Origin of the sequence: Limosilactobacillus coleohominis, assembly GCF_016901675.1 — a bacterium.
Classification (GTDB): Bacteria; Bacillota; Bacilli; order Lactobacillales; family Lactobacillaceae; genus Limosilactobacillus; species Limosilactobacillus intestinavium.
In genome coordinates this window covers 1-25,959 of sequence record NZ_JACJKU010000002.1, presented here as the reverse complement: position 1 = coordinate 25,959, position 25,959 = coordinate 1, and the positions used below count along the sequence as shown (strand labels likewise).

24 protein-coding genes and 1 other RNA gene are annotated in these 25,959 nt (G+C 40.2%); 19 read left to right on the top strand and 6 right to left on the bottom strand.

Annotated features, from left to right (window positions below):
• Positions 1-28 precede the first annotated feature (28 nt).
• Positions 29-2,266: a PBP1A family penicillin-binding protein gene (locus H5975_RS00370; protein ID WP_204784418.1), complete on the bottom strand. Its 2,238-nt coding sequence runs from the start codon at positions 2,264-2,266 to the stop codon at positions 29-31.
• Complete coding sequence (gene recU, locus H5975_RS00365) at positions 2,259-2,894, bottom strand: Holliday junction resolvase RecU (protein WP_178661602.1); 636 nt, start codon at positions 2,892-2,894, stop codon at positions 2,259-2,261. The genes H5975_RS00370 and recU overlap by 8 nt, the downstream gene beginning before the upstream one ends.
• An 83-nt stretch (positions 2,895-2,977) precedes the next feature.
• Here recU and H5975_RS00360 point away from each other — a divergent pair, with 83 nt between their 5' ends.
• The 8 genes from H5975_RS00360 (at position 2,978) to H5975_RS00325 (ending at position 9,044) form a co-directional block, all read left to right on the top strand.
• Entirely contained in the window at positions 2,978-3,562 is a 585-nt protein-coding gene (locus H5975_RS00360) for an SLOG family protein (RefSeq protein WP_204784417.1), read from the top strand.
• 108 nt (positions 3,563-3,670) lie between these two features.
• Positions 3,671-4,033, top strand: a complete 363-nt coding sequence (gene gpsB, locus H5975_RS00355; protein WP_178661598.1) for a cell division regulator GpsB — start codon at positions 3,671-3,673, stop codon at positions 4,031-4,033.
• Positions 4,034-4,064: 31 nt separating this feature from the next.
• Positions 4,065-4,441, top strand: an RNA gene (gene rnpB, locus H5975_RS00350) — RNase P RNA component class B.
• Positions 4,442-4,641: 200 nt separating this feature from the next.
• On the top strand, positions 4,642-5,670 hold the full coding sequence (locus H5975_RS00345; protein ID WP_204784416.1) for a LysM peptidoglycan-binding domain-containing protein: 1,029 nt from the start codon (positions 4,642-4,644) through the stop codon (positions 5,668-5,670).
• A complete protein-coding gene (locus H5975_RS00340) occupies positions 5,670-6,143 on the top strand; it encodes a hypothetical protein (RefSeq protein WP_239459486.1) in 474 nt (157 codons plus the stop codon). The genes H5975_RS00345 and H5975_RS00340 overlap by 1 nt, the downstream gene beginning before the upstream one ends.
• Before the next feature lie 82 nt (positions 6,144-6,225).
• Complete coding sequence (locus H5975_RS00335) at positions 6,226-7,398, top strand: ATP-binding protein (protein ID WP_204784415.1); 1,173 nt, start codon at positions 6,226-6,228, stop codon at positions 7,396-7,398.
• On the top strand, positions 7,386-7,853 hold the full coding sequence (locus tag H5975_RS00330; RefSeq protein ID WP_204784414.1) for an NUDIX hydrolase: 468 nt from the start codon (positions 7,386-7,388) through the stop codon (positions 7,851-7,853). Before H5975_RS00335 ends, H5975_RS00330 begins: the two co-directional genes overlap by 13 nt.
• A gap of 42 nt (positions 7,854-7,895) precedes the next feature.
• A complete protein-coding gene (locus H5975_RS00325; protein ID WP_204784413.1) occupies positions 7,896-9,044 on the top strand; it encodes a THUMP domain-containing class I SAM-dependent RNA methyltransferase in 1,149 nt (382 codons plus the stop codon).
• Positions 9,045-9,127: 83 nt separating this feature from the next.
• Here H5975_RS00325 and H5975_RS00320 read toward each other — a convergent pair whose 3' ends face one another.
• Positions 9,128-9,955: an aldo/keto reductase gene (locus H5975_RS00320; RefSeq protein WP_239473097.1), complete on the bottom strand. Its 828-nt coding sequence runs from the start codon at positions 9,953-9,955 to the stop codon at positions 9,128-9,130.
• Between the two features lie 189 nt (positions 9,956-10,144).
• On the opposite strand from H5975_RS00320, the gene H5975_RS00315 reads away from it, so the two are divergent.
• The 4 genes from H5975_RS00315 to H5975_RS00300 are packed head-to-tail and all read left to right on the top strand — an operon-like array spanning position 10,145 to position 15,717.
• A complete protein-coding gene (locus H5975_RS00315) occupies positions 10,145-10,993 on the top strand; it encodes a DUF3737 family protein (protein WP_204784429.1) in 849 nt (282 codons plus the stop codon).
• A gap of 6 nt (positions 10,994-10,999) precedes the next feature.
• Positions 11,000-12,172 carry a MalY/PatB family protein gene (locus H5975_RS00310; protein WP_204784412.1) on the top strand — a complete coding sequence of 391 codons (1,173 nt, stop codon included), beginning with the start codon at positions 11,000-11,002 and terminating at the stop codon, positions 12,170-12,172.
• Between the two features lie 55 nt (positions 12,173-12,227).
• A complete protein-coding gene (locus H5975_RS00305) occupies positions 12,228-13,979 on the top strand; it encodes an ABC transporter ATP-binding protein (RefSeq protein ID WP_204784411.1) in 1,752 nt (583 codons plus the stop codon).
• The gene (locus H5975_RS00300) at positions 13,972-15,717 is read left to right on the top strand and encodes an ABC transporter ATP-binding protein (RefSeq protein WP_204784410.1); all 1,746 of its coding nucleotides are present in this window, start codon (positions 13,972-13,974) and stop codon (positions 15,715-15,717) included. Before H5975_RS00305 ends, H5975_RS00300 begins: the two co-directional genes overlap by 8 nt.
• A 202-nt stretch (positions 15,718-15,919) precedes the next feature.
• Here the strand turns inward: H5975_RS00300 and H5975_RS00295 are convergent, their stop codons facing one another.
• Positions 15,920-16,309, bottom strand: coding sequence for a ribonuclease HI family protein (locus H5975_RS00295; protein ID WP_178661282.1), 390 nt, complete (start codon positions 16,307-16,309; stop codon positions 15,920-15,922).
• Positions 16,310-16,341: 32 nt separating this feature from the next.
• Between H5975_RS00295 and H5975_RS00290 the strand changes: the two genes are divergently transcribed.
• The 5 genes from H5975_RS00290 to H5975_RS00270 are packed head-to-tail and all read left to right on the top strand — an operon-like array spanning position 16,342 to position 21,766.
• Complete coding sequence (locus tag H5975_RS00290; RefSeq protein WP_204784409.1) at positions 16,342-16,752, top strand: EbsA family protein; 411 nt, start codon at positions 16,342-16,344, stop codon at positions 16,750-16,752.
• Complete coding sequence (lspA, locus tag H5975_RS00285) at positions 16,736-17,218, top strand: signal peptidase II (RefSeq protein ID WP_204784408.1); 483 nt, start codon at positions 16,736-16,738, stop codon at positions 17,216-17,218. Before H5975_RS00290 ends, lspA begins: the two co-directional genes overlap by 17 nt.
• A complete protein-coding gene (locus H5975_RS00280; protein ID WP_304134241.1) occupies positions 17,208-18,140 on the top strand; it encodes an RluA family pseudouridine synthase in 933 nt (310 codons plus the stop codon). Before lspA ends, H5975_RS00280 begins: the two co-directional genes overlap by 11 nt.
• Before the next feature lie 46 nt (positions 18,141-18,186).
• Entirely contained in the window at positions 18,187-19,275 is a 1,089-nt protein-coding gene (locus tag H5975_RS00275; RefSeq protein ID WP_204784406.1) for a carbamoyl phosphate synthase small subunit, read from the top strand.
• Positions 19,265-21,766 (top strand): ATP-grasp domain-containing protein, encoded by a 2,502-nt coding sequence (locus H5975_RS00270; protein WP_239459484.1) that lies wholly within the window; start codon positions 19,265-19,267, stop codon positions 21,764-21,766. The genes H5975_RS00275 and H5975_RS00270 overlap by 11 nt, the downstream gene beginning before the upstream one ends.
• A gap of 122 nt (positions 21,767-21,888) precedes the next feature.
• Here the strand turns inward: H5975_RS00270 and H5975_RS00265 are convergent, their stop codons facing one another.
• Positions 21,889-23,577 carry an NFACT RNA binding domain-containing protein gene (locus tag H5975_RS00265; protein ID WP_204784404.1) on the bottom strand — a complete coding sequence of 563 codons (1,689 nt, stop codon included), beginning with the start codon at positions 23,575-23,577 and terminating at the stop codon, positions 21,889-21,891.
• A gap of 184 nt (positions 23,578-23,761) precedes the next feature.
• Between H5975_RS00265 and H5975_RS00260 the strand changes: the two genes are divergently transcribed.
• Both H5975_RS00260 and H5975_RS00255 read left to right on the top strand, forming a co-directional pair.
• Positions 23,762-24,637 (top strand): DegV family protein, encoded by an 876-nt coding sequence (locus tag H5975_RS00260; RefSeq protein ID WP_178661296.1) that lies wholly within the window; start codon positions 23,762-23,764, stop codon positions 24,635-24,637.
• Entirely contained in the window at positions 24,637-25,164 is a 528-nt protein-coding gene (locus tag H5975_RS00255) for a hypothetical protein (protein WP_204784403.1), read from the top strand. The genes H5975_RS00260 and H5975_RS00255 overlap by 1 nt, the downstream gene beginning before the upstream one ends.
• 31 nt (positions 25,165-25,195) lie before the next feature.
• On the opposite strand, the gene H5975_RS00250 is transcribed toward H5975_RS00255, so the two are convergent.
• Positions 25,196-25,852: an HD domain-containing protein gene (locus tag H5975_RS00250; RefSeq protein ID WP_178661300.1), complete on the bottom strand. Its 657-nt coding sequence runs from the start codon at positions 25,850-25,852 to the stop codon at positions 25,196-25,198.
• Positions 25,853-25,959: the final 107 nt, after the last annotated feature.

Sequence of the window (25,959 nt, the reverse complement as noted above, 5' to 3'; positions counted from 1 at the left end):
CAAACGCGTTAACGACTTTTTTAATTAATTACTGATTACCACCTGCAGCAGGTGAGGTGGAATTCGAAGGTGGCGTAGTACTGTTCGTATTATTGTTACTTTCACTAGTAGCATTGGTTGATGCACTAGAAGCGGAACTCGATGATTCATGATCACGACCACGACTTTCAAAGAATGAACTGACAGAGGACGAAAGATCTGAATCAGAACTTGAACTTGCAGAAGAATCCGAATTGCTACTGTCACTATCATCAATTGCAGTGTATTGAAGAGCCCACTTGGAATCCTTAACAACCAGTCCTTTTCGTCCACGATAACGAACTGCTTCAACGGTATCTGGCATTTTCCAATCACTAGCGTGGTTTTTACCATCCAGATAATCCATGATTGCCCGATACAGCATAATTGCAGAACGTTCATAGGCACTGGAAATGGAATTCTTCATTGGTTGATCGTATCCGGTCCAAACAGCAACTGAATAGTTCTTAGTATAACCTGCCATCCAAGAATCCATGACGCCAGATTGACTATGACCAGAAGGATAGTTAGTAGTCCCGGTCTTACCAGCTTGGTGAACACCGCTGATGTGAGCCGCTGTTCCTGTACCATCTGAGCTATCAATAACACCCTTGAGCATATAAGTAATCATGTAGGCTGTTGCTTTACTCATTGCACGCTTACCATTCTTACCGTAGTTAATGCTCTTACCATCCTGGGTTGTAATCGAAGAAATGTAGTAAGGCTTATAATATGTACCACCGTTAGCAAATGCGGCATAAGCAGCAGAAACTTGTAATGGGGAAACATATAAACCAATCCCGTTGTTTAACGTAAAGGCCTTCTTTTGAGAGATTCCTAATCCGTTTAAGAAGGTTGTTGCTCTAGAAATTCCAACTTTTTGCAAAGCACGAATAGCTGGAATGTTCCGGGATTGAACAAGTGCATCTTGCATTGTCATTGTCCCTTTGGTTTGGTTATCAAAGTCATGCAGTTCAGTATTAGTTCCTGGCCACGTAAATTTAGTATCTCTTAAAGTATAGAAAGTAGGCCAGTTTAAGTATTCAATTGCAGGACCATAATCCATTAATGGCTTTGCAGTGGAACCTGATGAACGGTTGGTTTGGACAGCCCGGTTTAATCCATAAATGGTGTTACCCGTATGACGACCACCTAGCATGGCAACCACTTGACCATTGTGAGGGTTGGTAACGGCTACACCGGTCTGCATTTGGTCACTTTGGAAAGAAACAGAATTATTAGCAGCGTTATACAACTTTTGCTGAGCGCCAAGGTCCATATTGGTATGAACTTGCAAACCGTCTGTTTGAGGGTTATAGCCCTTTTGTTCAAGTTGGGCTAATACCTCTTTGACATAGGCATCAACAACTGGTTCTTTTACGTTAACGTCATTAGTCTTGGTATTACCGTGTGAACTATCTAATCCCTTAGTAACTGACTCTTGCTTAGCTGAATCGGCTTGTGCTTGAGTAATGTATTTACTCCGAACCATTGCGTTCAACACTTGGTTACGCCGGATGGTAGCTGGTTGAGTATCTTTAACGTCTGGGTTGTAATACGTTGGGGATTGAGGAATTCCGGCCAACATTGCCATTTGAGCTAATGATAGTTCGTCCAGATCTTTACCATAATAGTACTGAGCAGCGGTCTTCATCCCGTAGACACCATTACCCATGTAGACCTTGTTAATATAAAATTCAAGAATTTCATTTTTGGAGAAGTTCCGGTCAACGTTAATTGCCAGCCATGCTTCTTGCGCCTTACGCTTAAAAGTACGATCAGAAGCAGCAGTAGAAAATACGGATAATTTCACCAATTGTTGGGTTAGGGTACTCCCACCCTGGGTACCATCAGAACGATGGAAAACGTTATTTAAGGCTGCTCCCATAATTCTGGTTGGATCAACCCCATGATTCTTATAGAAACGCCGGTCTTCAATTGAAACAACTGCGTGTTTTAAATTGTCAGGGATTTTACTTGATTTTGCGTACTGTCGTTTTTGAGCACCCAGCCGAGAAACAACCTTATTGTTTGCATCATAAATGGTAGTTGTCGACTGACTTGCTAATTCATTACGACTAATTTTTGGTGCACTTGATGCCCAAAAGAAGAACAGGGCGGCACCGCTAATAATTAACAATACGATGATCCCGACGACCCATAGAAAAATCTTTTTGATTAACGGTCCGCGACCTTCGCTTTCCGCCAAGTCATCTTGACGACGACTAGGGAATTCATCATTATTCATGCTTTTCTCCTTTTTCATAGATGGCAATTAATTGGTCAATTGCTGGTAAATATTGCAGACGGGGATTCAGCCCGTATTCGACTTTAATGCCATCCTTTTTAATGGTTGCAAGGGTAATAGAACTCTTACCGCCATTCTTTTGGTCTTGCCAATATTCAAAGAGCTTGGTAGCCGGCAATAAGTATAACAGATCTAACGTAGTAAATTTAATAAAAGCAAAACAAATTCCACCTTGTGCAACACAGGCCATCAGATGATTAATTTGATGTTGATGGAAATTTTTAAGCGGAAACGATCGCTTATTACGGGTTTCCTTTGCATCAAAATCAATATAATACCCTTTATAGATGCCATTGTAATCCGTAGTAGAAGGGCGTCTGAAATAGGCCTCCCTAATTACTGCCGCACTCCTTTTCGGATAGTCGACCTTCACAAGTTGGATTGGGGTCGGCTTTTTGTGGATTACTGCCTGATGAGTTGCCAGGTAGTATTGGTTGCTTTCATTAATTTCCTTTTCCAAGGACATTCCCCGCTTACTATAAGTCGACTGATATCGGGATGTTTTTTTATTCACCAGTGGCTTTTGAAAATGAACGGGTCCTTGACCGCTTGGATAATGAATACTCATTGTGGCTCCTCCCTCAATTAAATGTTATTATACCAAAGAAATAAATAATGATTAAATACCAGATGAGATTATGGGGTGAAATCGTGCGGAGATTATGGATAACAGGTTACAGTTCCTATGAATTAGCTGTTTTTAAGGATTATGATCCGAAAATCAAGGTTATTAAAAATGTATTAAAAAATGAACTTACGCAGCGTTTAGACTCATCGGAAGATGAATTTTGGCTCATTTCTGGTCCTCAAATGGGAGTTGAACGTTGGGCAATCGAAGTTGGCAATACATTGAAAAAAGATTATCCGCAATTAAAGACCTCTATTATGGAACCCTATCTTAAAGTGGCTGAACGCTGGAATGAACAGAATCAAGTAAAGCTAGCAACAGCACTAAAAAATGTTGATTTTCATGCTCCAGTCAGTAATCAACCCTATCAATCTCCGCAACAGTTACGAAATTATCAGCAGTTTATGCTGGATCATTCTGATAGTCTCCTCATTATATTTGATCCTGACCGCGAATCAGAAGGTGAGCAGACAAGCAAGCCTTCATGGGATTATCGCGCCGCTAGAAAATATCAGGAACATCGTGATTATGAAATTCAAACGATCACCTTTGATGATTTACAAGACGCAGCCACTGAACTGGCAGAACAAGAGCATCCAGATTATTAAGAATTTGTGCTGATTTTGGAATAATCTCAATTGCATCCTTGTAATTCTGCTGGTTTTTAGGTAAAATATCTACGTTGTCGGATAATTTTTAAATTTGAGGTGTTAAAGTTGGATAATATTAATTTCACGCCACAAGATATTTTGCATAAGCAATTTAAAGAAAAAAGCATTGGTAAGGGTTACGACGTTGATGACGTTGACTCATTCTTAGATGATGTTATTAAGGACTACGATACTTTTAACAAGGAAGTTCAAAGTCTGCGTGACGAAAATGAACGTTTAAAGTCCAAGGTTGACGAATTAAATCGTCAAGTTGAAGTTGGTTCATCAATTGGTGCACCTGCTCAATCCAATAGCCAACCAGTTTCCAACGCTACAAATATGGATATCTTAAAGCGATTATCTAACTTGGAACGTCGGGTATTTGGTTCTCAACTTGATAACGGCGATGACGATTCACACCTTCTTTAATTTTATCCGTAAAATCTGATCAATATTTGCAGGTTTTGGGTAATCGAGCACGGTGTATGCCGTGTTAGGAAGGTCCATGCTCGCACGGGCTGCGATGCCCGTAGTGTTTGTGCTCGCTGAAACGATAAGGCGGGGCACCGGTGATCCGGTGACGGCGGAAAAAGCGGCTAAGGTTTCGACTATGCCCCAGTATTCCTGAAAAGTGCCACAGTGACGAAGCAGTATTGGAAACAATGCTGATGGAACGCGGTAAACCCCTCAAGCGGTAAACCCAAACTTACGGTAGGGGAGCTTTGGATAACGAATTGAAGTGATTCCAGGGGAGTGTCTTAAGACACTGAGATAGATGATTACCACTGCATAATTAATACCTGATAATTATGCTTTGACAAAACATGGCCTACAGAAATCTGCATATCAGGTGCCCGGTTCGCCGGGCTTTTTTTATTGTTCAAAAAATCTGAATGAGAGATTGGCACCAATTTTCAATTTACTAAGTCACTGTTTGCAATGATAGTTATTATCTTATTAATTCAATGATTGAAAGGTTCAAAAAACAGCGTTAAAATTAATATTGTTAACTGAATTACTTTGGGAGGAAATAAGTAATGAATAGTAAAAAACAGCTGACGGCCTTACTAATGACTGCAGCTTTAGCAGGATCAGCAATGATCACACCAACGGTTTTGGCTAATACTACTGGACAAAGCATTGAAGAACAAGCTGATATCACTAACTGGGTAGCAAATACTCCACAGCAAATCAGTAATAACATGGTAATGCAACACATTAATACTAATGATTTGAATGGTACTAAATATATCGTTCAATGGGGTGATACTCTGTCTGGAATTTCTGCCGCAACAGGTATCTCAGTCGCTAAAATTGCCTATGATAACCATATTCAAAATATTAATTTGATTTACGCTGGGCAAACCTTGATTTTAAACAAGAATGGTAATGTTCCACAAAACTATCGTCCACAAGGGGATCCAAACCTGGTTGTTATCTCAAAGACTACGATTAACAATGGGCCTAAGAACGTCACATTCGTAGTCAGCCCCAAGGTAACGACTAAGAATTACCAAAGCAGTAATGGTGATACAACTACTACTAATAATTCCACCACAAATACTACAACTGATAATGATGACGATAATTCTTCAACAGGAACTCAATCACACAGTAAGCACAGCAAGTCCAACAATTCATCAACTTCGAACGAAGATATGGATGCAAACAAACTGGCTAAGCAACTGAAGACAGCAGCTGGTAGTAATGGTGACGATGTTTCTTACAATGCTTATGATGATAATGATTCCGACAGTATGAAGTCGGTTGATTTGGATGATGACACTGATGAAATCAATTCACTAGTTCAAAAGGGTACCAAGAAGAGCATCAGGAAGGCTGAATCCCTAATTAAGAGTCATCTGAGTGATGATGACGACGAAGCTTACGTTGACTATCAAGATGGGGAAGTTTCTGTGTACACTAAGAAGAAGTCGGATAAGAACAGTTCATCCAGCGATGACAAAGACTCAAGCAGCCAAAATGATGATAGTGATAGTGACAACAGCAGTAACCAATCACAAGATACCAACGACGACTATGATGCTGATGAGGATGATGACTAATGACAACAATGACACGGAAAGCTAAGACAGTTTGGGGAGTTATTATTGTCGTTTTACTAATCCTTGTTGCGGGGTACGCCTTTTGTACTCACCGCGTCGCCAGCACGGTTCCAGGACATGTTTATCAATATACTAGTGTAAATGGTAACAATAAGTTATACATGGCCTTTTCAAAGGATTCAGACCGGGTAGTTGTTACTGCAGATAAATCGAAAGCGTTGAAAGCTAATCAGAGCGATAGTAACTTCGAGTCTATTTATAATAAAGAATCTAAGAATGGTACTTGGCAGTACTTAGCAAAGGGCAGTCATATGACTTTGTCTAAGACACAGTCAGGACAAAATTCTCGCTGGCAATATAATCGGGTGCTTGTCCTTGGTAATAAAATGTACGCAGGTAGTTTTACATATAAAATTGCCAATGCTGGGCAAGGGATTGACCACAAAAACACTACTTTCCAAAAAGTAGAATAACAATGATGAAACCAGAAAGATGGTGATTTGTCTTTCTGGTTTTCTTCGTTCATAATGATGATAATTACTTGGAGGTAGGACTATGGATGAATTTGCGATTAATTTGGCTGACCACCAAGGGCCAGTGGCTGTTCAGCAACTTACCAAGCATCATTTGCTAATTACCGGACAAACCGGAAGTGGTAAGACCACCACGACCCTAGCTTTATTGAGCAAACTACAAGCTAAAAACGTGACTACCATTGTTTTTGATCCGACTGGTGAATACACTCAGTTGCCAAATGCAACAGTTTACCGGTTGGGGGATAATGCATATTTTGATGTTGGTCGAATGAATGGTGAGCAGTTGGTTCGTTTAACGGGAACGCAAAATGAATTAATACCATTTGTTAACCGGGCAATTGCATCGCTGCAAATTATGCAAAATATCATTGGTAAGCAACAACTAATGACCAAAATAAACATACCGATTAAAGATTATCAAGAAAAGTTGCTTCAGTTGGGTACATGGTCAAAAGGCTATCCTGTCCAACTGCTACCTCAGCAGATTATAGAAGAAATGATCATCCCATTTACGGATGAACGAGCAGATTATTCACTAATGGGCCAACAGTATGATCGGCAATTGATTAGGAACCTTTGGTTTGGCATCAGTCAATTTCGAGAAAAAATGATGGGACAAGAGTTTCGAACATTATTCGGGATTCGACGGACTTCAAAAAAGCCATTAATAGAATTAGGCTATGTGTTACAAATGTTTTTGAATCAGGCAAGTCTTCACAAGACCCTTGTGATCGACTTATCCATTCTTAAACACTATGAAGATTGCCAACGCGAGCTTATTTCGATGTTGCTAAAACAAGTTCTGAATTATCGGTTACATCATAACCCAACCCTACCAGTAAAAATAGTGATTGATGAAGCTCACCGCTATTTACCGAACGAAGATCGACTATTTAAAAATGGAATATTTCAAATAGCTCGTGAAGGCCGCAAGGGGAACCTTTCATTAATATTGACTACGCAGTCTCCTTTAGATCTACCAAATCGCTTGCGTTCACAATTTGCTAATCTCGTCATTCATCACCTAGCTGATTCAGAGGAAGAAAGGACTTTAAATTTAAAAGGTAAGCAGACGGCCACCGATTTGAAAGTTGGGGAAGCCTTTGTAAAAATTGGATTAGAGCCCTTTAAAAAAGCCCAAGTGAACATGCCGGGATGGTATCGAAAGGAGAATGCTGCATGGCATATATAAAGGAGTTGCGCGATCGCGTTGGTAAAATGCCGTTAATCATGACTTGTGCCTCAGGAGCATTATTGGATGATCACCACCGTGTTCTTCTACAACATCGTGCAGATACCGGAGATTGGGGATTTCCGGGTGGCTATATGGCTTATGGGGAAACATTTCGCCAAACCGTTGTGCGCGAATATAAGGAAGATGCGGGGTTATTAGTCAAACCAACCAAGTTGTTGGCGATGCAGGATGATGACAAATATACCTATCCCAATGGGGATCCAGTTCAACCGATCAATGCGTTCTTCTTGGTAGAATTGGTTAGCACACATCAATTTTCAACCAAACCAACTGAGACAGTAGAAATCAAGTACTTCAGTATTAATGAGCATCCAGCCTTTTTTAATAAGCAACATTATAAAATGTGGCAAATTATCAGAAATTATGTTTTGAATTTGGCGATTTCAAATTAAATTGTTACAATACTTTTATTACACAAAACGAGGTTATCAATTGTGAAACAATATCAACTAATTGCGACAGCAGCATCAGGAATCGAAGCGCTTGTTGGGAAAGAACTGCGCCGGCTTGGTTACGATACTCGGGTCGAAAATGGTCGGGTTCGTTTTGAAGGGAATATGGCGGATGTGTTAACCACTAATATTTGGTTACGTACTGCTGACCGGATCAAAATCGTGGTGGGCGAATTTGATGCCAAAACATTTGATGAATTATTTGAGCAGACTAAACGGCTACCATGGGATGAACTGCTCCCGCTAGATGCCAACTTTCCGGTAGAAGGGAAAAGTCACCGTTCCCAGCTACACAATGTGCCAACTGTTCAAGCCATTACTAAAAAGGCAATTGCCGAAAAGATGATGGCAGTTTATCATCGTCGGACAAACCTCCCCGAAACCGGTAATTTATACCCACTGGAAGTAGCTATTAATAAGGATCATGTTTTGTTAACGCTTGATACTACTGGTGAAAGTCTCTTTAAACGTGGATACCGCCGCGATAAGGGTGGCGCTCCTTTAAAGGAAAATATGGCGGCAGCGCTCGTATTACTAGCTCACTGGTTCCCCGACAACCCGTTTGTTGACCCGGTTTGTGGTTCAGGAACGATTCCAATTGAGGCTGCATTAATTGGCCATAATATTGCACCGGGCGTGAATAGGTCTTTTGTTTGCGAACAATGGACCAATTTGGTCCCAGAGGGGTTACCTGATGATATTCGTGACCAGGCAGATTCTAAAGCTGACTATGATGTTGAACTGGAAATTCATGGTTATGATATTGACCAAAATATGATTGAAATTGCACAACGGAATTCACAAGCAGCTGGCCTAACCCACGACATTACTTTTAAACAGTTGGCTGTTAAGGATTGGCATACTGATCAAATCAATGGTGTGATTGTCGCCAATCCGCCATATGGTGAACGACTTGGTGATAAAGAGACCGTCCATGAGTTATACCGCCAAATGGGCGAATTATACCGACCAATGACGACGTGGAGTAAGTACATTTTGACGGCTGATTTGGAGTTTGAACGGTATTATGGAGCACCAGCGACGAAACGTCGGAAACTTTATAACGGTGCTTTACGGACAGACTTATTCCAGTACTGGGGTAAGAAAATTAGAACTGCCAAGAAGGATTAATAAGATTATCAACAATACCTAAACAGGCCATAAACACTCATCTCAAACGAGTGCTTATGGCCTGTTAATTTGAATGTTAAAAATCAGATTTTGTCCAGAGGCACTTTATGCTGTGGTGCAGGATAAACTCGATCGAGACGCTTTAAATCGTTTTCAGTGAGAGTGATATCTAAAGCATCAATGTTATCTTGAACGTGTTGGATTTTACAAGCTTTTGGTAGGGGCAAGACATTATGGTTACGAGTTATCCAAGCGAGCATAATTTGTTGTGGAGTGACTTGATGTTCTTCGCTGATTTGCTTAATGACACTGTTTGGTTGAATAAAGTTCCAACCAACCGCATGAAATGGAGAATAGCTCAGAAATCCGATATGATGTTGGTGCTGCCACGGGAGAAGGTCAAATTCAACCCCGCGACTAGTCAAGTTATACAAATCTTCATTTGCGAAAACGTGATCACCATTCGGGACGTTCATGAGATCTTCCATATCAGATAGGTCAAAGTTAGATACTCCCCAATAACGGATTAGACCTTCCTTTTGCAATTGTTCGAGTCCTTCGACTGTTGATCGTAAATCTGCGTTAGCACGCCAATGTAAAAGGTATAAATCGAGGTAGTCAACTCCTAATCGTTGGAGACTTTTTTCTAAACTTTTTCGTTGAAGGCGTGGTGTTGCATGTTGGGGCAAAAATTTAGAAATCAAAAAATACTGATCACGGTCAATTCCTTTTAAGGCATCGCCAATAACATCCTCACTGTTACCATAACTTTCAGCTGTGTCAATCACGTTGATACCATGACTAAGTCCATAACGAATGGCTTTTTGTTCAGCTGCGATGTCTCCTGACAGGGCTGCACTGCCAATACCGATTTCTGATAGCTTTTCACCATTAATGTTGAGATAATGCATATATATTTGCTCCCTTTATACCGATTAATGTCATTGTTATTATAAACAATTAATTGGAAGTGTTCCATAATCAAAATGAATCAACCACTATGAAAAAAACGTATTTCACTAACCATTACAAAAGTTTTATACTTATATTTGGAAACTTTACTTACTAAAAATAATTTAACTTTGAAAAAGAGGAATATGATGAAACAAATTAATGAAGGCTATTTTGATGGTGAACGGCCACTATTTAAAGAACATAACGCTGAAATTATTGATACTACTTTTGGTAAGGGTGAATCACCACTTAAAGAAACCCACGACCTAAAACTGGATGGGGTAGTATTTACTTGGAAATACCCACTCTGGTATTCAAAGCATATTGAAGTTAATGATACTATTTTCGAGACAATGTCCCGGTCAGGAATTTGGTATACGGATGACATTAATATTCACGATTCTGATTTGCAAGCTCCAAAGCTTTTCCGTCGTTGTAAAGAAGTTACATTAAAGAACGTTTACTTTTCGGATGCAGACGAGACCCTGTGGACATGTGATGATGTTGATATCAAAAATGTTCAAGCTCGTGGTGACTACTTTGGAATGAATAGTTCCAATATTCGGATTGGTAATTTAGACCTGATTGGCAACTATTGTTTTGATGGTGGAAAGAATATTGAGGTTCACAATTCCAGATTTGTATCCAAAGACGCTTTTTGGAACTGTGAAAATGTTACGATTTATGACTCTAAGATTAGTGGCGAATATTTAGCCTGGAATACTAAAAACTTAACGTTGGTTAATTGCACAATTGAAAGTGATCAGGGACTTTGTTACCTTGATGGGATCAAGTTGGTAAACTGCAAAGTATTACGGACTGACCTTGCTTTTGAATACTGTAAAAACATTGATGCAGAGATTACAACAAATGTTATGAGTGTTAAGAACCCGATTAGTGGCCGCATTCACGCTCACAAAATTGATGAAATTATTATGGATGACCCAGAAATTGACCCAAATGCAACTACGATTATTCAAGATGTAAAGGAGTAATTGATTATGACTGAATATCCGGAAGCGGTAGACCGTCGACATACTAATTCAGTAAAGTGGGACGTTAAAGATGGCGAATTACCAATGACGATTGCAGATATGGACTTTAAGACCAGCCCGGCAATTATCGAAGCAATGAAGGATAAGCTGACCCTGGGAGCATTCGGATATGAAGACATTCCAGCCGAATACTTTAATGCGGTGGCTGATTGGTATGAAAAGCAACACCATTTCCGTCCCCAAACTGATTGGATGATTTTTACAACTGGGGTGGTGCCAGCGATTTCATCAGCTGTTCGGCGTCTGACTTCGTTAGGTGACAATGTGCTGGTACAAGCTCCTGTCTATAACATTTTCTACAATTCAATCGTGAATAGCGGTCGCCATGTGGTATCAAGCGACCTGGTTTATGATGTTGAACAACATTCCTATTCAATTGATTGGGAAGACTTGGAGAGTAAACTTGCTGATCCGTTGACTAATTTGATGATTCTGTGTAATCCTCATAATCCAGTTGGAATTATTTGGACGCGTGATCAGTTAATTCGTTTAGCCACGCTTTGCCGTAAGTATCATGTTAAAATCTTTAGTGATGAAATTCATGGTGATTTCACATTTAATGAGCAGGGTTATGTACCAATGTTCAGTTTACCAGAAGAGCTTATTCAAGATCTCGAAGTTGCAGTCTCACCAAGTAAGACCTTTAATGTAGCCGCTTTGCATGCCGCTACTGTGATTGTGCCAAATGCTAATTTACGTGCCCAAGTGAGCCGAGGATTGAATAGTGAAGAATTGGCAGAGCCAAACTTAATGGCTATTCCGGGAACGATTGCTGCCTATGAAAAGGGCTCTGAATGGTTAACTGCTGTTTTAGATGCTATTCAGGATAATCGTAAGGTTGTGAGTGATTTTATTAATGATCAACTTGCGGATGTAATCACTGTTGTTCCTGGACAAGCAACCTATTTGATTTGGCTTGACGTCCGTAAGTTAACTGATGATTCTGATGCTTTAGCTAAATTTATTCAAGAGAAAACTGGCTTGATTTTATCTGCTGGTAATATTTATGGTGGTGACGGCCATAATTTCTTGCGGATGAATGTGGCATGTCCAACCAAAACCGTCCTCAGCGGTCTTGACCGCTTAGCGCGTGGAATTGCGGAATGGCAACAAAAATAATGTAATTAAAAGAGGCTGAGCTGGTAAACCCAACCTCTTTTTTTGGAGGAACAATATGCGTATTTTTAGGCAGTTAAACTGGTTCTTTAAGGAACAATGGCGAGAATATCTGGGCGGCGTAATTGCGCTGATCTTGGTAGCAATCTGTAATGTTATTCCAGCACGAGTAATCGGTAATGTTGTTGATGCCATTAGTGATCATCGGGTTACTTCAGGATGGCTTGCCTTTTGGGTAGGAGTAATGCTGATCGCTGCTGCTGCTCAATACTTATTACGATTTGCATGGCAAAGACTAATATACGGCAGTTCATACGTGTTAGAACGCCAACTCCGTGGACAACTGTTTGCTCACTATTTAAACATGGATCCCACTTTTTACCAAAAATGGCGCACCGGTGACCTTATGGCACATGCGACAAATGATGTCGAGGCAGTTCGTGAAGTTGCTAGTTACGGGATCCTGACTTTGGCCGATTCCATTATTACTGGGGGATCAATGATTATTGCGATGGGAATGTTTGTCAGCTGGCGGTTAACGCTTTTGACGTTGATTCCTTTACCACTATTGGTGGTACTCGCGAATCGTTTAGGAAACAAGATTCATGAGTCTTATGGTAAAGCCCAAGCTTCATTTGGGGATCTCAATAATAAAACCCAAGAAAGTGTCAGTGGAATGCGAGTATTAAAATCATTAGGTCAAGAAAAAGCTGACCAAGAAGATTTTAATCGTTATGTTAAAAGAACCTTTGATGCTAATCGGCGAGCTTATTTTTGGGATGCATTGTTTAATCCAGCGACAACACTCATTATGGGGTTGTCGTATATAATTGCTATCGGTGTTGGTGGCTGGATGGTTATAAAACAGCAGTTAAGAGTGGGACAATTGGTCACAATGATGACTTACCTTGGTGAGCTTGTTTGGCCGCTTTTTGCAATTGGAACACTCTTTAATACGTTAGAGCGTGGTCGAGCAAGTTATGATCGGATTAGTCATTTACTAAACGAAAAAAATCATTGGCAAAAGCCCCAGAGCCACCTTCAAATTTCCGTTCCAGCTAACTTAACGGTTGACGTGGATCAATTTGGGTATGAAGACTCAGTTGAACCGGTATTGCATGACATTCATTTCAAGGTTAAACCAGGTGAGATGGTTGGAATTGTTGGTCCCACTGGAGGTGGCAAGTCTACTTTGATGCGGTTATTAATTCGGGATTTCGATCGTTATACGGGAAGCATTAAGCTGGGGAAACATGATATCCGCGAAATTGCTCATGATCGTTATTTAGCAAACATTAGCTATGTTCCCCAAACCAGTTTTTTATTTTCAACTAATATCCAGGATAACCTGCGTTTCCAGGATATTAACGCTCCGTTAACTCAAGTTCAAAAATCAGCACAAGAAGCAGCCATTGATAAAGATATTCAACAAATGCCAGACCAGTACGAGACCGAAGTTGGTCAACAGGGGGTATCACTATCTGGGGGCCAACAGCAACGGATTGCAATCGGACGTGCATTAATGAAAGCAACGCCGTTTTTAATTTTAGATGATCCCTTGTCTGCAGTTGATGCGCAAACGGCAACCACCATTGAACAGAACTTACGTCACCACCGAGACCAGTCGGTAATTATGGTCACTAGTCGTTTGAGTACTGTTCAAAATGCAGATTGGGTCATTGTCCTGAACCATGGGACGATTGTTCAACAAGGAACTCCTGGTGAGCTCTCACAACAGCCTGGTTGGTATCAGGAAACGTTGCAATTGCAAAAACGTCATCAACAACTGGAGGAGGACTTAAATGAATAATAAACTTAATCAAAAAGTAGTTTTAAAGCGTTTATTTAAAGCCGTTCAACCATTTTGGTGGCAATTTTTGCTAGCAACGTTGATGGCCATTTTAGTCAGCGTAGTTAATTTGCTGTTACCACGGATGGTTCAATTTTTTATTGATCATTACTTGCGGCAATCATCTGCAACCGTTCAACTGATTGGTGGCTTTGTGCTGACCTACTTTTTGATTACTTGCGTTAAAGCAATTTTCCAATTTTTGCAGGCGTATAGTTTTTCAGTGGGTTCGGAAGCAACTTTGGAACGGATCAGAACGCAGTTATTTGCTAAGCTCCATACCATGGGAATGCAATATTATGATCAAACCCCAGTGGGCGAGATTGTGTCACGCGTTACCAATGATACCAAGACGCTTTATAACTTCTGGAGTTTGATATTAAATCTGATTGTAGCAGTTGCCGGACTAGTATCAGCTTTTGTTGCTATGATGATGGTAAGTCAGCCATTAGCATGGGTAACTGTAGTGTTGCTAGTTGCTATTATTGGGTTAGTCTTCCTATATCAGAACGTTAGTGTTCCCGTTTATCAAAGGGTTCGGTCCACATTAAGTGAAATTAACGTTCGTCTAAACGAAGCCTTGAGGGGCATTGAAATTATCCAACAATTTGGTCAGCAGAAACGATTAAACAACGATTTTGATAAAGTAAATAATCAGTACTTTAAATCACGGACTAAGTTAATTGTTTTTGATTCATTTTTGTTGTATCCGATTGTCAGTTTAATGTTTATCTTAGCGGAAACAGCAACCTTAGGATATTTCGGTTGGCAAAGTCAAAGTTCAGCGGTGGCTGCTGGTGTCGTTTACGCCTTTATTGCATACCAGCAAAATTTCTTTAATCCATTAACAAGTGTGATGGAAAACCTTGCTTTCTTTCAAGAAGGAATGGTTGCCGGCCAGCGAATTTTTGCTTTAATTGATCAACCGTCAAATCAGCCGCAACAACGTAATAAAAATATTAAAATTGGTCCTGGTAAAATTGAATTTCGTCACGTCACTTTTGGCTATGATCCTCATCATCCTGTTTTAAAGGACATTTCTTTTACTGTGCAACCCGGTGAAATGGTCGCTTTAGTAGGACACACAGGAAGCGGTAAGAGTTCAATTGTTAATTTATTGATGCGTTTTTATGAGTTCCAAGAAGGCCAGATACTAATTGATGGACAAGATATTCGGGATTATCCATTAAGTGAATTACGAAACAAAATTGGACTGGTGGTCCAAGAGCAATACATGTTTTATGGAACGATCGCGCATAATATTGCCATGTTTGACCATCGCCAGGATCACCAGGCAATTCGCCAAGCGGCAAAATTAGTTGATGCAGGCCAATTTATTGAACAACTTCCTGATGGTTATCAAACTCTTCTTGGCGAAAACGGTAGTAACTTATCAGTTGGGCAACGTCAATTAATCTCTTTTGCCCGCACCATGTATCGCCATCCTGAGATTTTAATTATGGATGAAGCAACGGCAAATATTGATTCGCAGACAGAACAAACAATTACAAAAAGTTTGGCTAAAATATCTACCCAACAAACTACCATTGCAATTGCTCACCGCCTTTCCACCATTCAGAATGCCCAACAAATTCTAGTCCTTAAAGATGGAAGAATCATTGAACGTGGTAATCATCAAGAATTAATGGCTCAAAAGGGCTACTATGCTAAATTAGTTGCATTGCAAGAAAATCAGTAACATAAAAGACGTAACAAAATTAGATTACGATTTTGTAATTGATAATAGGGACTTAGCGTTCGTTTTACCGAGCGTTAAGTCCCTATTCTATTTAGTATTCGGCTGTCAAAACGATGGTTTAAGTCCACAAATCTTTTAGATCTCAATAATTTTAATAAACTTAGTCTTTTTCAGATAGTATTTTTGTTATACTAAGACGTGGCTATTTAATTTGATGCAGTGCTTGATTAGCAAGGTGATGTGCACCATGATTTTGCGCTTCTGGAATCCACTGGGTGACAACTGTTGCGAATGGTTGCATTAACTTGTTTAAGTCTTTTAATAGGTCAGCATAATGTTTGGAATAGTTCTTGCCAACTGCATCACTTAATAAACGACTGTCTGTGAAAAATAAGACTAACTCATCATGAGGAAAGTTTTTAACCAGATATTCGAACCCCATTTGCGCTGCCAAAAATTCACCAGTATGGTTACTGGCTTCGGCAACATGATCTGTTAACTGGATCTGACGGTGATCAGCTACAATTAGAGCTCCCAACCCGGTAGGCCCTGGATTGTTTTTGGTAGCGGCATCAGTATAAATTTTAATCATTATCGTAACCTCACTATTTAAAGGAGTTTATTATGGAAGAAGAACAAAAACGTTTTTTTTACCAACCAGATCTCACAACCGCAATTATTGATTGGAGTTGGACGTTGTTAGTTTTGATTATCGGTATTATTATCGCATTTGAAATTACTCATTTTCAATGGATTACGGCTTTGTTTATTGTAATTTTTTTGATCCTTGCTGCTTTGCAAATTTTCCGCCGAACAGTTGTTATTTCTCCAAGTCGCTTCGTTTTTAACCGTTTGTTGGTTAAGGAATATTTGTCAGTACCCGTGAAAGATATTCGTCAACCAATCTTTACTAAGCACACGCTGACGATTACCGTCCATGGAGAAGTAATGACTTTCTCTTTTACTCAGCGGTCATTAAATTTAATTAAGCATTTTTTGAAAGAAGACGGGGTGCTTAATGATTCAGAAAAATAATCGCGGCTGGTGGGGCTACTTAACCTTCATTATTGTGTTGATTGGTGTTGACCAATTGGTTAAATGGTGGGTCACAGTAAATGTTCCTAAAAATGGCTTTAAGCAGTTTTTACCAGGCATCGTGGCTTTGACCAATTTACGTAATAACGGAGCTGCATGGTCATTAATGGAAGGTAAACAATGGTTTTTTGCGGTGGTGAGTGTCATTGCAATTATTGCGTTAGTTTACTTAATGCATCGGTTTAGCGACCAGCGTTGGATGGAAATCAGTTTAAGCTTAATTTTTGCGGGGACCATTGGTAATTTCATTGATCGATTACGCTTTGGTTACGTCGTCGATATGTTTGAATTACTACCAGTGAATTTTCCAGTATTCAATATTGCAGATACCTGTTTAACAGTTGGAGTATTAATTTTAATAGTAATTGTATTAATGGAAAAGGATGAGGATCCAAGTGACAAATAAGCAACCACAAAAAATTACGGTTGATGACCAACTCACTGGAAGAATTGACAAAGCACTAGCAACGGTCATGAGTGACGTTTCCAGGTCACAATTAAAAAAATGGATTGAGGATGGCAATATTACTGTTAATGGGTCCACAGTGAAGCCTAAATATAAATTACAAGTTGGCGATCATGTGGAAGTCATTCCAGAAGAACCCCAAAAAATCGATTTGGAACCGGAAAACATTCCCTTAGATATCGTTTATGAAGATGATGACGTATTAGTGGTTAATAAACCCCAAGGGATGGTCGTTCACCCTTCAGCAGGTCATCCTAATCATACTTTGGTTAATGCATTGCTGTATCACAGTCCACTATCACACATTAATGGAGAATTTCGCCCAGGGATAGTCCATCGGATCGATAAGGACACATCTGGTTTGTTAATGGTGGCTAAAAATGATCAGGCTCATCGTTCGTTAGCTGCTCAGCTAAAAGCGAAAACTAATAAGAGAGAATATGTAGCATTAGTTCATGGTGTGATCAAAGAGGACCAGGGAACTATTGATGCACCACTCGGAAGGTCGCCAAAAGATCGTAAAAAGCAGGCAGTGGTTGCGGATGGTCGCCACGCTGTTACTCACTTTAAGGTCTTGAAGCGGTACCAGCATTATACGTTAGTTTCATGTCGGCTTGAAACAGGTCGAACGCACCAGATTCGCGTGCATATGCAATACATTGGTCATCCTTTAGCGGGTGATCCTTTGTATGGCCCAAGGAAAACCCTGAAGGGGAATGGACAATATTTGCATGCTCGTTTACTGGGCTTTAAACATCCAGTAACTGGTAAGGAGATGCTTTTTGAAGCACCATTACCAGAGTGGTTTGAACAGATGTTACATCACTTGGACGCTACAGATTTACCACCAGACCAAAAGTAAATGGTGTACAATAGTGGCGGTATTAATTGACAGAGGTGGGAGTTTTATGACAGCCCGTTATTTAATTTTAGAAGATGGTTCAGTCTTTGCTGGAGAAGGCTTTGGTGCTCCGGCGGTAACTTTTGGAGAAGTAGTGTTCAACACTAGTATGGCTGGTTACCAAGAAATCATTACTAACCCCATCTATGATAATCAAATCATTGTTTTTACGCAGCCGAATGTCGGTAACGTTTCGATCCATCGAAATATTTATGAATCCATTGTGCCTGCCGCCAAGGGAGTCATTGTTAGAGATTTGGCAGCATTTGATGATCAGCATCGCCAGGGACTAAGTCATTATTTAGAACAAATGAATATTCCGGGTATTACAAATGTTGATACCCGTGCATTAGTCCACAAACTGAGGGCTGCCAATGAGCCTAATCGGGGGAGTATTGTTCCGGTGCCGGATGATCATGCGTTTGATCAATTACATGCAACGGTTTTAACAAATCAGCAGGTTGCCCAGGTTGCTACTCCTAAGCCATATCCAAATCCAGATGTCGGTAAAACGGTTGTGGTTGTTGACTTTGGATTGAAGAATGGTATTTTACGGGAACTGTCCCGTCGGAAATGCAACGTAACGGTTTTGCCGTATACTTCGACGGCGGATGAAATTATGCGTTTAGACCCCGATGGTGTGGTATTTTCTAGTGGTCCTGGAGACCCGCACAGTTTGAAGAAGAGTGTTCTGAAGATGATTTTAGAGGTGCAAGAGCATGAGGTCCCAATTTTTGCCATCGGTTTAGGGCACGAGTTGTTTGCTTTAGCTAATGGTGCTGATGTAAAAAGAATGCCTGTAGAACACCATGGAATGAATCACCCAATCAAAGAGATTATTACAGACCAAATTGTGTATGCTAGTCAAAGTGAAGGTTATGAAGTTAAACGGGATAGTGTGAACCGGTCAAATTTGTTTGTGACCTACGTTGACATGCTGGATAATAGTGTTCAGGGATTACGTCATCGTAAATATCCTGCCTTTTCTGTCCAGTTTTTCCCTGATGGCGCTCCGGGTCCAGATGAAACGGATCCGTTATTTGACGAGTTTATGGATTTAATGAACCAACGAGGAGATGAAGCCCTTGACCACTAAACCAACTGCTTTAATTATCGGTGCTGGCAGTGACAACTTTCAACAAGGTGGGGAGTTAGATTATGCTACTCTTGAAATTGCTTCAACCATGAAACGTGGCGGGTTCATGACCGTACTGGTCGATGATAATCCTTTTTCTGCTTCACTTGATACGACTGAAGCAATTGACTGTCGGCATGTTTTGCCATTGACGAGTCGTAGTGTGATTAAGCTGATCAACCAGTACCATCCACAAGTAATCGTGCCAACCCTTGGTGGACGACGGGCGTTTGAAATTATGCAAACTGTCAGTGAATCAGGGATTTTAACTGAGCAAGATATTCAAATTTCAGGAGTTCCCGAAGCCACGATTCGACAAGTTAATAATCCGGTTTTGCTTAACCAAACATTGCGGAGATTAGATGCACCGACAAAGAAGATCGCTACATTTGATAATTATCAGTCCGCACTTGAAATGGCGCGGGAAGTAGGCTTTCCAGTGGTAGTACGAGCAGTGTTCCCTAAGTCCTTGCGGATGCGGAGAATTGTCCAGGACCCAGATGAATTACGGGAAGCCGTTAGTACTGGTATACAATTATCTCGTAGCGGACAAGTTCTTGTTCAACAAAGTTTAGCCGGTTTGAAGGAAATTGAAGTTTTGGTTATGAGAGACGCTTCAGGAACAATGATGCAGCTGGGAATGACTGAAGATATTGATCCGATTGGGATTCATGCCGGAGATTCAATGGCAGTCTTACCTGCGCAAACATTGTTGGATCGGGAAATTCAGGATATGCGAAATACCGCCTTTGCAATTACCCGAAAATTACGAATTGTTGGGGTTAATCACGTTCAATTTGCTTTTGATGCTGAGCAAAATCGGTACTACGTTATTAAAAACAGCCCTTACTTTGACCGAATTACCACATTTACTGAACTTGCTACTGGTTACCCAATCAGTCGAGTAGTTGGCCATTTATATGCTGGTGAATTGTTGCGTAATATCCGACTTGATCATGGGTTGACTAAACATACAGCGGTAACTGAACCAGTAATGGATCGTACTGCTGTCCGAATGCCTGTCTTTCCTTTTAATCAATTAAGTACCCATAAATTAAAACTGGGGACCCAAAAGAAGTCTATTGGGAGCACGATTGGAATCGGCAGAAGCCTTATTGAAGCCATTATTAAGTCAGTGGCCGACTATCAGTCAGGTTGGCATAACGGCTATATTAAAATGATCCAACGGATTAGTGATGATCAATTGGACCAACTTCTGATTCATCCTGAAGGTGACCGTCTCTATTCGTTATTGGAGGCGATTCGACGGGGTTATTCAGAAAAAGAATTAGCTGAATTAACCAAAATTGATAGCTATTACTTTGCTCAACTAAAAAGATTAATCGATCTTCAAAGTGAAATTTTAAAATTGCAGGATAGTCCTGTGATGCTAAAAGAAGCCAAGTATTGGGGAATAGGCGATGGTAAAATTGCTGAGTTATGGGGTGAAGAAACCGCTGATATTGCCAAATTAAGGGACCAGCACCAAATTAATCGGACATTTAAAGAAATCGATCCGTCTGCCGGAGAATATGACCAACATACCAATGCATTTTATTCCACTTTTGAATTAGAAAATGAAAGTGTGGAGGAAAGTAATCACTCGATTTTGGTAATTGGTAGTGGTGGTCGCCATTTGGGAAATGGAAATGCTAATGATTATGTTGTCGGCAAGGTAATGCAGGAGCTGAAAGTTCATGGCAATAAAACGATTTTGGTGAATGATAATCCTAGTTCGCCAGCCATGTCTTCTTTGTATGTCGACAAGCTATATATTGAGCCGCTAGTAGTGGAAACGATCACGGATATTATCAGGGTGGAACAACCAACAATGCTAATGATTGCTTCCAACGAGAGTGAACTGTATGAGCGTTTGAAAGAGCATTATGGTGATACGATCACATTAATGCCAATTCCAACAGAGGATCAGATTGAAGACGTTGTAAGTACAGAACCATTATTGGAATATAATGCGCTATTTGACGGTCAGTATGTCTATCCATTAGGAATAACTGCCGCTTTACAAATTGATGATCACATGAACTATCGGACGGTTGCTAAACGCTATCCTACAACTTCATCACCTGCAGCCACTAAACAGGTGACAGAACTTGGTGAACAAAGGGTTCGTATACTGCAAAAACCTGGTTTATATCAAGTCTTGATTAGGGCGGATGAAATGGATCATTATCAAATCGAAATGTGCCGTCCACTGCCAGCAACAGATATTGCTTTCCTTTCGAAAGTATTGAAGCTTGATTTGCCAGCAGTAATTACCAGATTAGCGTTGAATAAATTCAGTGGTAAATTGTTAGTCAAATCGATGAAGCAGCAAGCAAACCAAACCCAAACAGCAGTCTACCGGGCACTGTTTCCATTTAGTGCTTTACAGATTAAAGAAACACCGACTGCTAACAAGGTGATGGGAGCGGAAATGCAGTTTATTGATTAGGAAACAATAAGTTTCATAACAAAGTGACTTAAGTGAACACATTGAATGCCACTATATAACAACATAACAACAATAGGGACCTAACGTTCAAAAAATGAACGCTGGATCCCTATTTTAATATGCTAGTGATTCAATTTTTGTGGAGTCACGTTGATTGTAGTTTGTCCGCGGAATATTACGAATCCCGGTTTGGCACCATTAGGTTTATGAAGCTGTTTAACACGCAGGTAATCAACTGGAACGTGGTCAGAATTGCGTCCCTTAGAGAAATATGCAGCCAATTGTGCGGCTTCTAAAATGGTTTGTTCAGAAGGGTCAGTACTTCTAATGACAACATGAGACCCTGGCATATCTTTTACGTGTAGCCAAATTTCGTTCTTGTTAGCGGTCTTAAAACTCAGTCGATCATTTTGCAGGTTATTTTTACCAACTAATACAAGGGTACCATCTGAAGTATGGAATTGCTCAGGCTTACTAGCCCGTACTTTCCGTTTCTTTTTACCACGATTCCGCTGCTTAATATAGCCTTGCTCTTGTAGTTCCACCTTAATATCTTGAACATCGGCAGGCGAAGCAATATCAATTTGGCTCAGGATATTTTCAAAATAGTCAATTTCGTCTTGTGTGATCTTTAATTGCTCATTAACGTAAGCAACTGACGCTTTTAGTTTGTCGTACTTCGTAAAGTATTTCTGAGTATTTCGCGAAGCAGATAATTCTGGAGATAATTTAATCTTCAGTGGTTTATTATCATCATAGAAGTTTGGCAACTCGATTTCCGTCATCCCAGGTTTTAACTTTCCCATATAAGTGGTAAGAATTTCGCCACGGATTCGGTAATAATCTGCATCTGCAGCTTCTTCTAACTGATGGTGCAGTTTTTTAACCTTTCTACGATCCTTCTTTAACTCGTTTTTGACGACTTTCAATACCTGACCGGCAAGTTCCTTGGTACGATCATTCTCAACTTTTTGGTTATAGAACGCATCGAGCATCTCACTTAATGTTGCAAAATGCTGATTCTTACCATCAGAGATTCCATCAAATGGAAATGGGGCAAATTTGGTTTGTCCCTTTTCGTTAGTGTAAATAACTGGGTCTGGGTTGTTAAACTTGTTTAAGAATCCTTCATACGCTGCTGGTAGGTTGTCGGCATTTACCAATTCAGTGGCTAATTCCTTGGCAGTATCGAAAGCCAGACCCTGATATGTTTGTTGTAAATCACGAGTTAATTTGTTGAGATCGCCTTGATCTTGTTTAACCAGGTCAGAATACTTCTGGTTAGGGAGGTATGGATCTGTGCGCTCTTGCTTAGGCGGCATCACAAAAGGTGCGCCAGGGAGTAAGATGCGAACCCGGTTTTGATCAGAACCGACATGCTTAATGGTATCAATAATTTTCCCGCTTGGCTCACTAACTAAGGACAAGTTACTGTGGCGAGCCATAATTTCAACATAAATTACCAGTTTTTGGTTGTCACCAAGTTCATCCCGATTGGTAAAATTAATTTTAACGATTCGGTCATTGCTAATTTGTTCGATTGATTCAATAATGGCGCCTTCAAGGTATTTACGCATTGTCATAGCAAAATTGCTTGGCACAGCGGGATTTTGATATGGAATATTAGTAATTTGGATTCGGGGATAGGTTGGGTTAGCAGATACAAGCAGTGAGTAGTTATGGCGGTGAGCACGGACCACCATAATCATTTCTGCAGGATAGGGCTGGTTAACGCGCATGACCTTGCCCGAAGTTAATGTATCATTTAATTCTTTCACCATGGAGTGGGTGAAAAAACCATCGAAAGTCATTCTGCTTCCTCCTTTGCGAGCGTTTGATAAATATTATACCTGTTTTGACGAATCAGGTAAAACACTGTAAGCTAAATAGTGATTGTCATATCAACTAATATATGGTAATTTTGAAAGTATTATTAAATAAGAAATTAAGAGCAATTATAAAAGACACATAATTTAATCATTTGGAGGACCGATCATGAAAATTGCGGTTGTTACCGACAGTACAGCTTATTTAACCGCAAAAGAAATTGCGGATTATCACATTAATGTGGTGCCAATTCCATTTACGATTGATGGCAAAGATTATCAAGAAGGCGTCGATATCACGACGGATGAATTCTATCGTGAATTAAAGACTTCTAAGACCTTTCCAAGTACTTCTCAACCACCAATTGGTGAAATGATGGAGCTTTATCAAAAGCTTGCAGATGAAGGTTATGAAGCTGTAATCAGCATTCACTTAGCCAAAAGCATTTCTGGCTTTATTGACAATATTCAATTGTTAGCGGATCAAATGAAGGATACCATTCGAATTATTCCTTTTGATTCCCAGATTACCGTTAAATTGATGGGGCAATTAGCTATCGAGGCGGCTACTTTAATTGACCAGGGAGACGACGTTGACACCATTATTGATAAGCTTACGCAACTTCGGGCAACGATTCACGATGATTTTGTGGTCGATGATTTGCAAAATCTTGTTCGTGGTGGTCGTCTGTCAAACGCTTCAGCCTTTGTGGGATCAATTCTCCGGATCAAACCATTGCTTTCTTTTGATAATCCTAATCACGCGATTGAAGCTTTTGAAAAGGTACGCTCAATGAAGAAAGCCAAGTTGCGGGTTGAACAAATTTTTGATGAAACTCTTGCGAAGACTGATTATCCAGTGCGTGCATTTATTTTCCATGCCGCTGCCGAAGAAGCAGGCCAAAAATGGCTGGATGAATTGCAAAGCAGTCATCCTGATATTGATTTTGAATTAAGCTACTTTGGTCCGGTTATTGGCGTTCACCTTGGCCAAGGGGCATTGGCGCTCGGCTGGATGCAAGATACAAGAAAGAAGCCGCTATAATGAAAAAATGGAACTGGTGGATCGGTTTAACTATTCTAGCGGTTGCGCTTAGTTTTGTAGAATGGCGTTACCCGATGCCAACTGGAACACTGGATGTCCAGTTGACTGGCATCTCTATAGCAGGAATTTGTCTCGGATTGAGTGTCAGCTGGTCGTATCTTACGTTTGTAATCATTGGTTTGGTAATGTTAGTAATTAATTTGCAAAATTGGTGGACCCTTATACCAATTTTGCTAACAATGCTTGTTCTTTCATTAATGCTGAAGTGGCGTACATCGTTGAATACTCATATGGAACACTCACAGGCCATTAACTTTGGATTAGTAGTTGGTGGTGTCCAGTTCATTGGCATGATATTAATAATTGCGATTCAAGCAATCATGATGACTAATCAATGGGATGAGTTTCTGGCAATTATTGAGATGGCGCTCCCAGCTTCCGTCTTAAATGGATTATTGGATTGTTTATTAGTGCCACCATTAACATTGTTAGTTCGCCACTATACTGAGAACGTTAAAAAGGAGTAACGGTGATTTGTCCGTTACTCCTTTTTAGAATCTAACATTCTGAATTCCATTCACTCTTAAATTCTTCTAGAAAATCCAACATCACTTGTTGACGATGTTGGGCGACCTTTTGGGCTGCTGCAGTATTCAACATTGACTTAATTTTGAGTAGTTTTTCATAGAAATGATTGATAATGGTTTCGTTATTTAAATTCCGATAATCATCCCGGCTCATGTTTTGGCGCGGCGCTATTGATGGATCATAAATCCTCTCACTGTGTTGACCACCAAAGTAAATGGCACGAACAATCCCAATTCCGCCAATGGCATCAAGCCAGTCAGCATCCTGAACCACTTGTCCTTCAGGGGATAGTTCTGGACGTTGACCATCAAGGGTGTCAGCAAATGACATCTTCGTAATGATATCCATAACTTGATTAATTTGTTCTTGAGTAAAATCGATTTTCCGCAAAAATTCCCGCAGTTCATTTTGTGATTCCTTGACACTCATGACGAGTTTTTCATCAATTGTGTCATGAAGGTAAGCTGCCGCAATAGCAATGAACTCATCGATTGATTCATCTTTGGCGAGTCGCTTGGTCATTTTAACGACCCGTCTAATGTGATCTAGTCCATGACCGGTGTGGTCTGACCCAAGCTTCTGAATAGTGTAGTGTTCGACAGCATCTAATTGTGCTGCTGGTTCCATGATGTTAACCTTTCCTCTCTTTAATAATTACAATTAAGGGTAAAGCATCTATTCCTTAATCGCAAGCCTTTCAGTATAATTATCTTGATGAGGAGGGACTTATGAAT

Coding starts and splice junctions, on each gene's coding strand:
- lspA (WP_204784408.1), top strand. CDS start 16,736: ATGATTCAGAAAAATAATCGCGGCTGGTGGGGCTACTTAACCTTCATT.
- H5975_RS00300 (WP_204784410.1), top strand. CDS start 13,972: ATGAATAATAAACTTAATCAAAAAGTAGTTTTAAAGCGTTTATTTAAA.
- H5975_RS00275 (WP_204784406.1), top strand. CDS start 18,187: ATGACAGCCCGTTATTTAATTTTAGAAGATGGTTCAGTCTTTGCTGGA.
- H5975_RS00310 (WP_204784412.1), top strand. CDS start 11,000: ATGACTGAATATCCGGAAGCGGTAGACCGTCGACATACTAATTCAGTA.
- H5975_RS00250 (WP_178661300.1), bottom strand. CDS start 25,852: ATGGAACCAGCAGCACAATTAGATGCTGTCGAACACTACACTATTCAG.
- H5975_RS00290 (WP_204784409.1), top strand. CDS start 16,342: ATGGAAGAAGAACAAAAACGTTTTTTTTACCAACCAGATCTCACAACC.
- recU (WP_178661602.1), bottom strand. CDS start 2,894: ATGAGTATTCATTATCCAAGCGGTCAAGGACCCGTTCATTTTCAAAAG.
- H5975_RS00265 (WP_204784404.1), bottom strand. CDS start 23,577: ATGACTTTCGATGGTTTTTTCACCCACTCCATGGTGAAAGAATTAAAT.
- H5975_RS00255 (WP_204784403.1), top strand. CDS start 24,637: ATGAAAAAATGGAACTGGTGGATCGGTTTAACTATTCTAGCGGTTGCG.
- H5975_RS00370 (WP_204784418.1), bottom strand. CDS start 2,266: ATGAATAATGATGAATTCCCTAGTCGTCGTCAAGATGACTTGGCGGAA.
- H5975_RS00345 (WP_204784416.1), top strand. CDS start 4,642: ATGAATAGTAAAAAACAGCTGACGGCCTTACTAATGACTGCAGCTTTA.
- H5975_RS00330 (WP_204784414.1), top strand. CDS start 7,386: ATGGCATATATAAAGGAGTTGCGCGATCGCGTTGGTAAAATGCCGTTA.
- H5975_RS00305 (WP_204784411.1), top strand. CDS start 12,228: ATGCGTATTTTTAGGCAGTTAAACTGGTTCTTTAAGGAACAATGGCGA.
- H5975_RS00315 (WP_204784429.1), top strand. CDS start 10,145: ATGAAACAAATTAATGAAGGCTATTTTGATGGTGAACGGCCACTATTT.
- H5975_RS00320 (WP_239473097.1), bottom strand. CDS start 9,955: ATGCATTATCTCAACATTAATGGTGAAAAGCTATCAGAAATCGGTATT.
- H5975_RS00340 (WP_239459486.1), top strand. CDS start 5,670: ATGACAACAATGACACGGAAAGCTAAGACAGTTTGGGGAGTTATTATT.
- H5975_RS00335 (WP_204784415.1), top strand. CDS start 6,226: ATGGATGAATTTGCGATTAATTTGGCTGACCACCAAGGGCCAGTGGCT.
- H5975_RS00295 (WP_178661282.1), bottom strand. CDS start 16,309: ATGATTAAAATTTATACTGATGCCGCTACCAAAAACAATCCAGGGCCT.
- H5975_RS00260 (WP_178661296.1), top strand. CDS start 23,762: ATGAAAATTGCGGTTGTTACCGACAGTACAGCTTATTTAACCGCAAAA.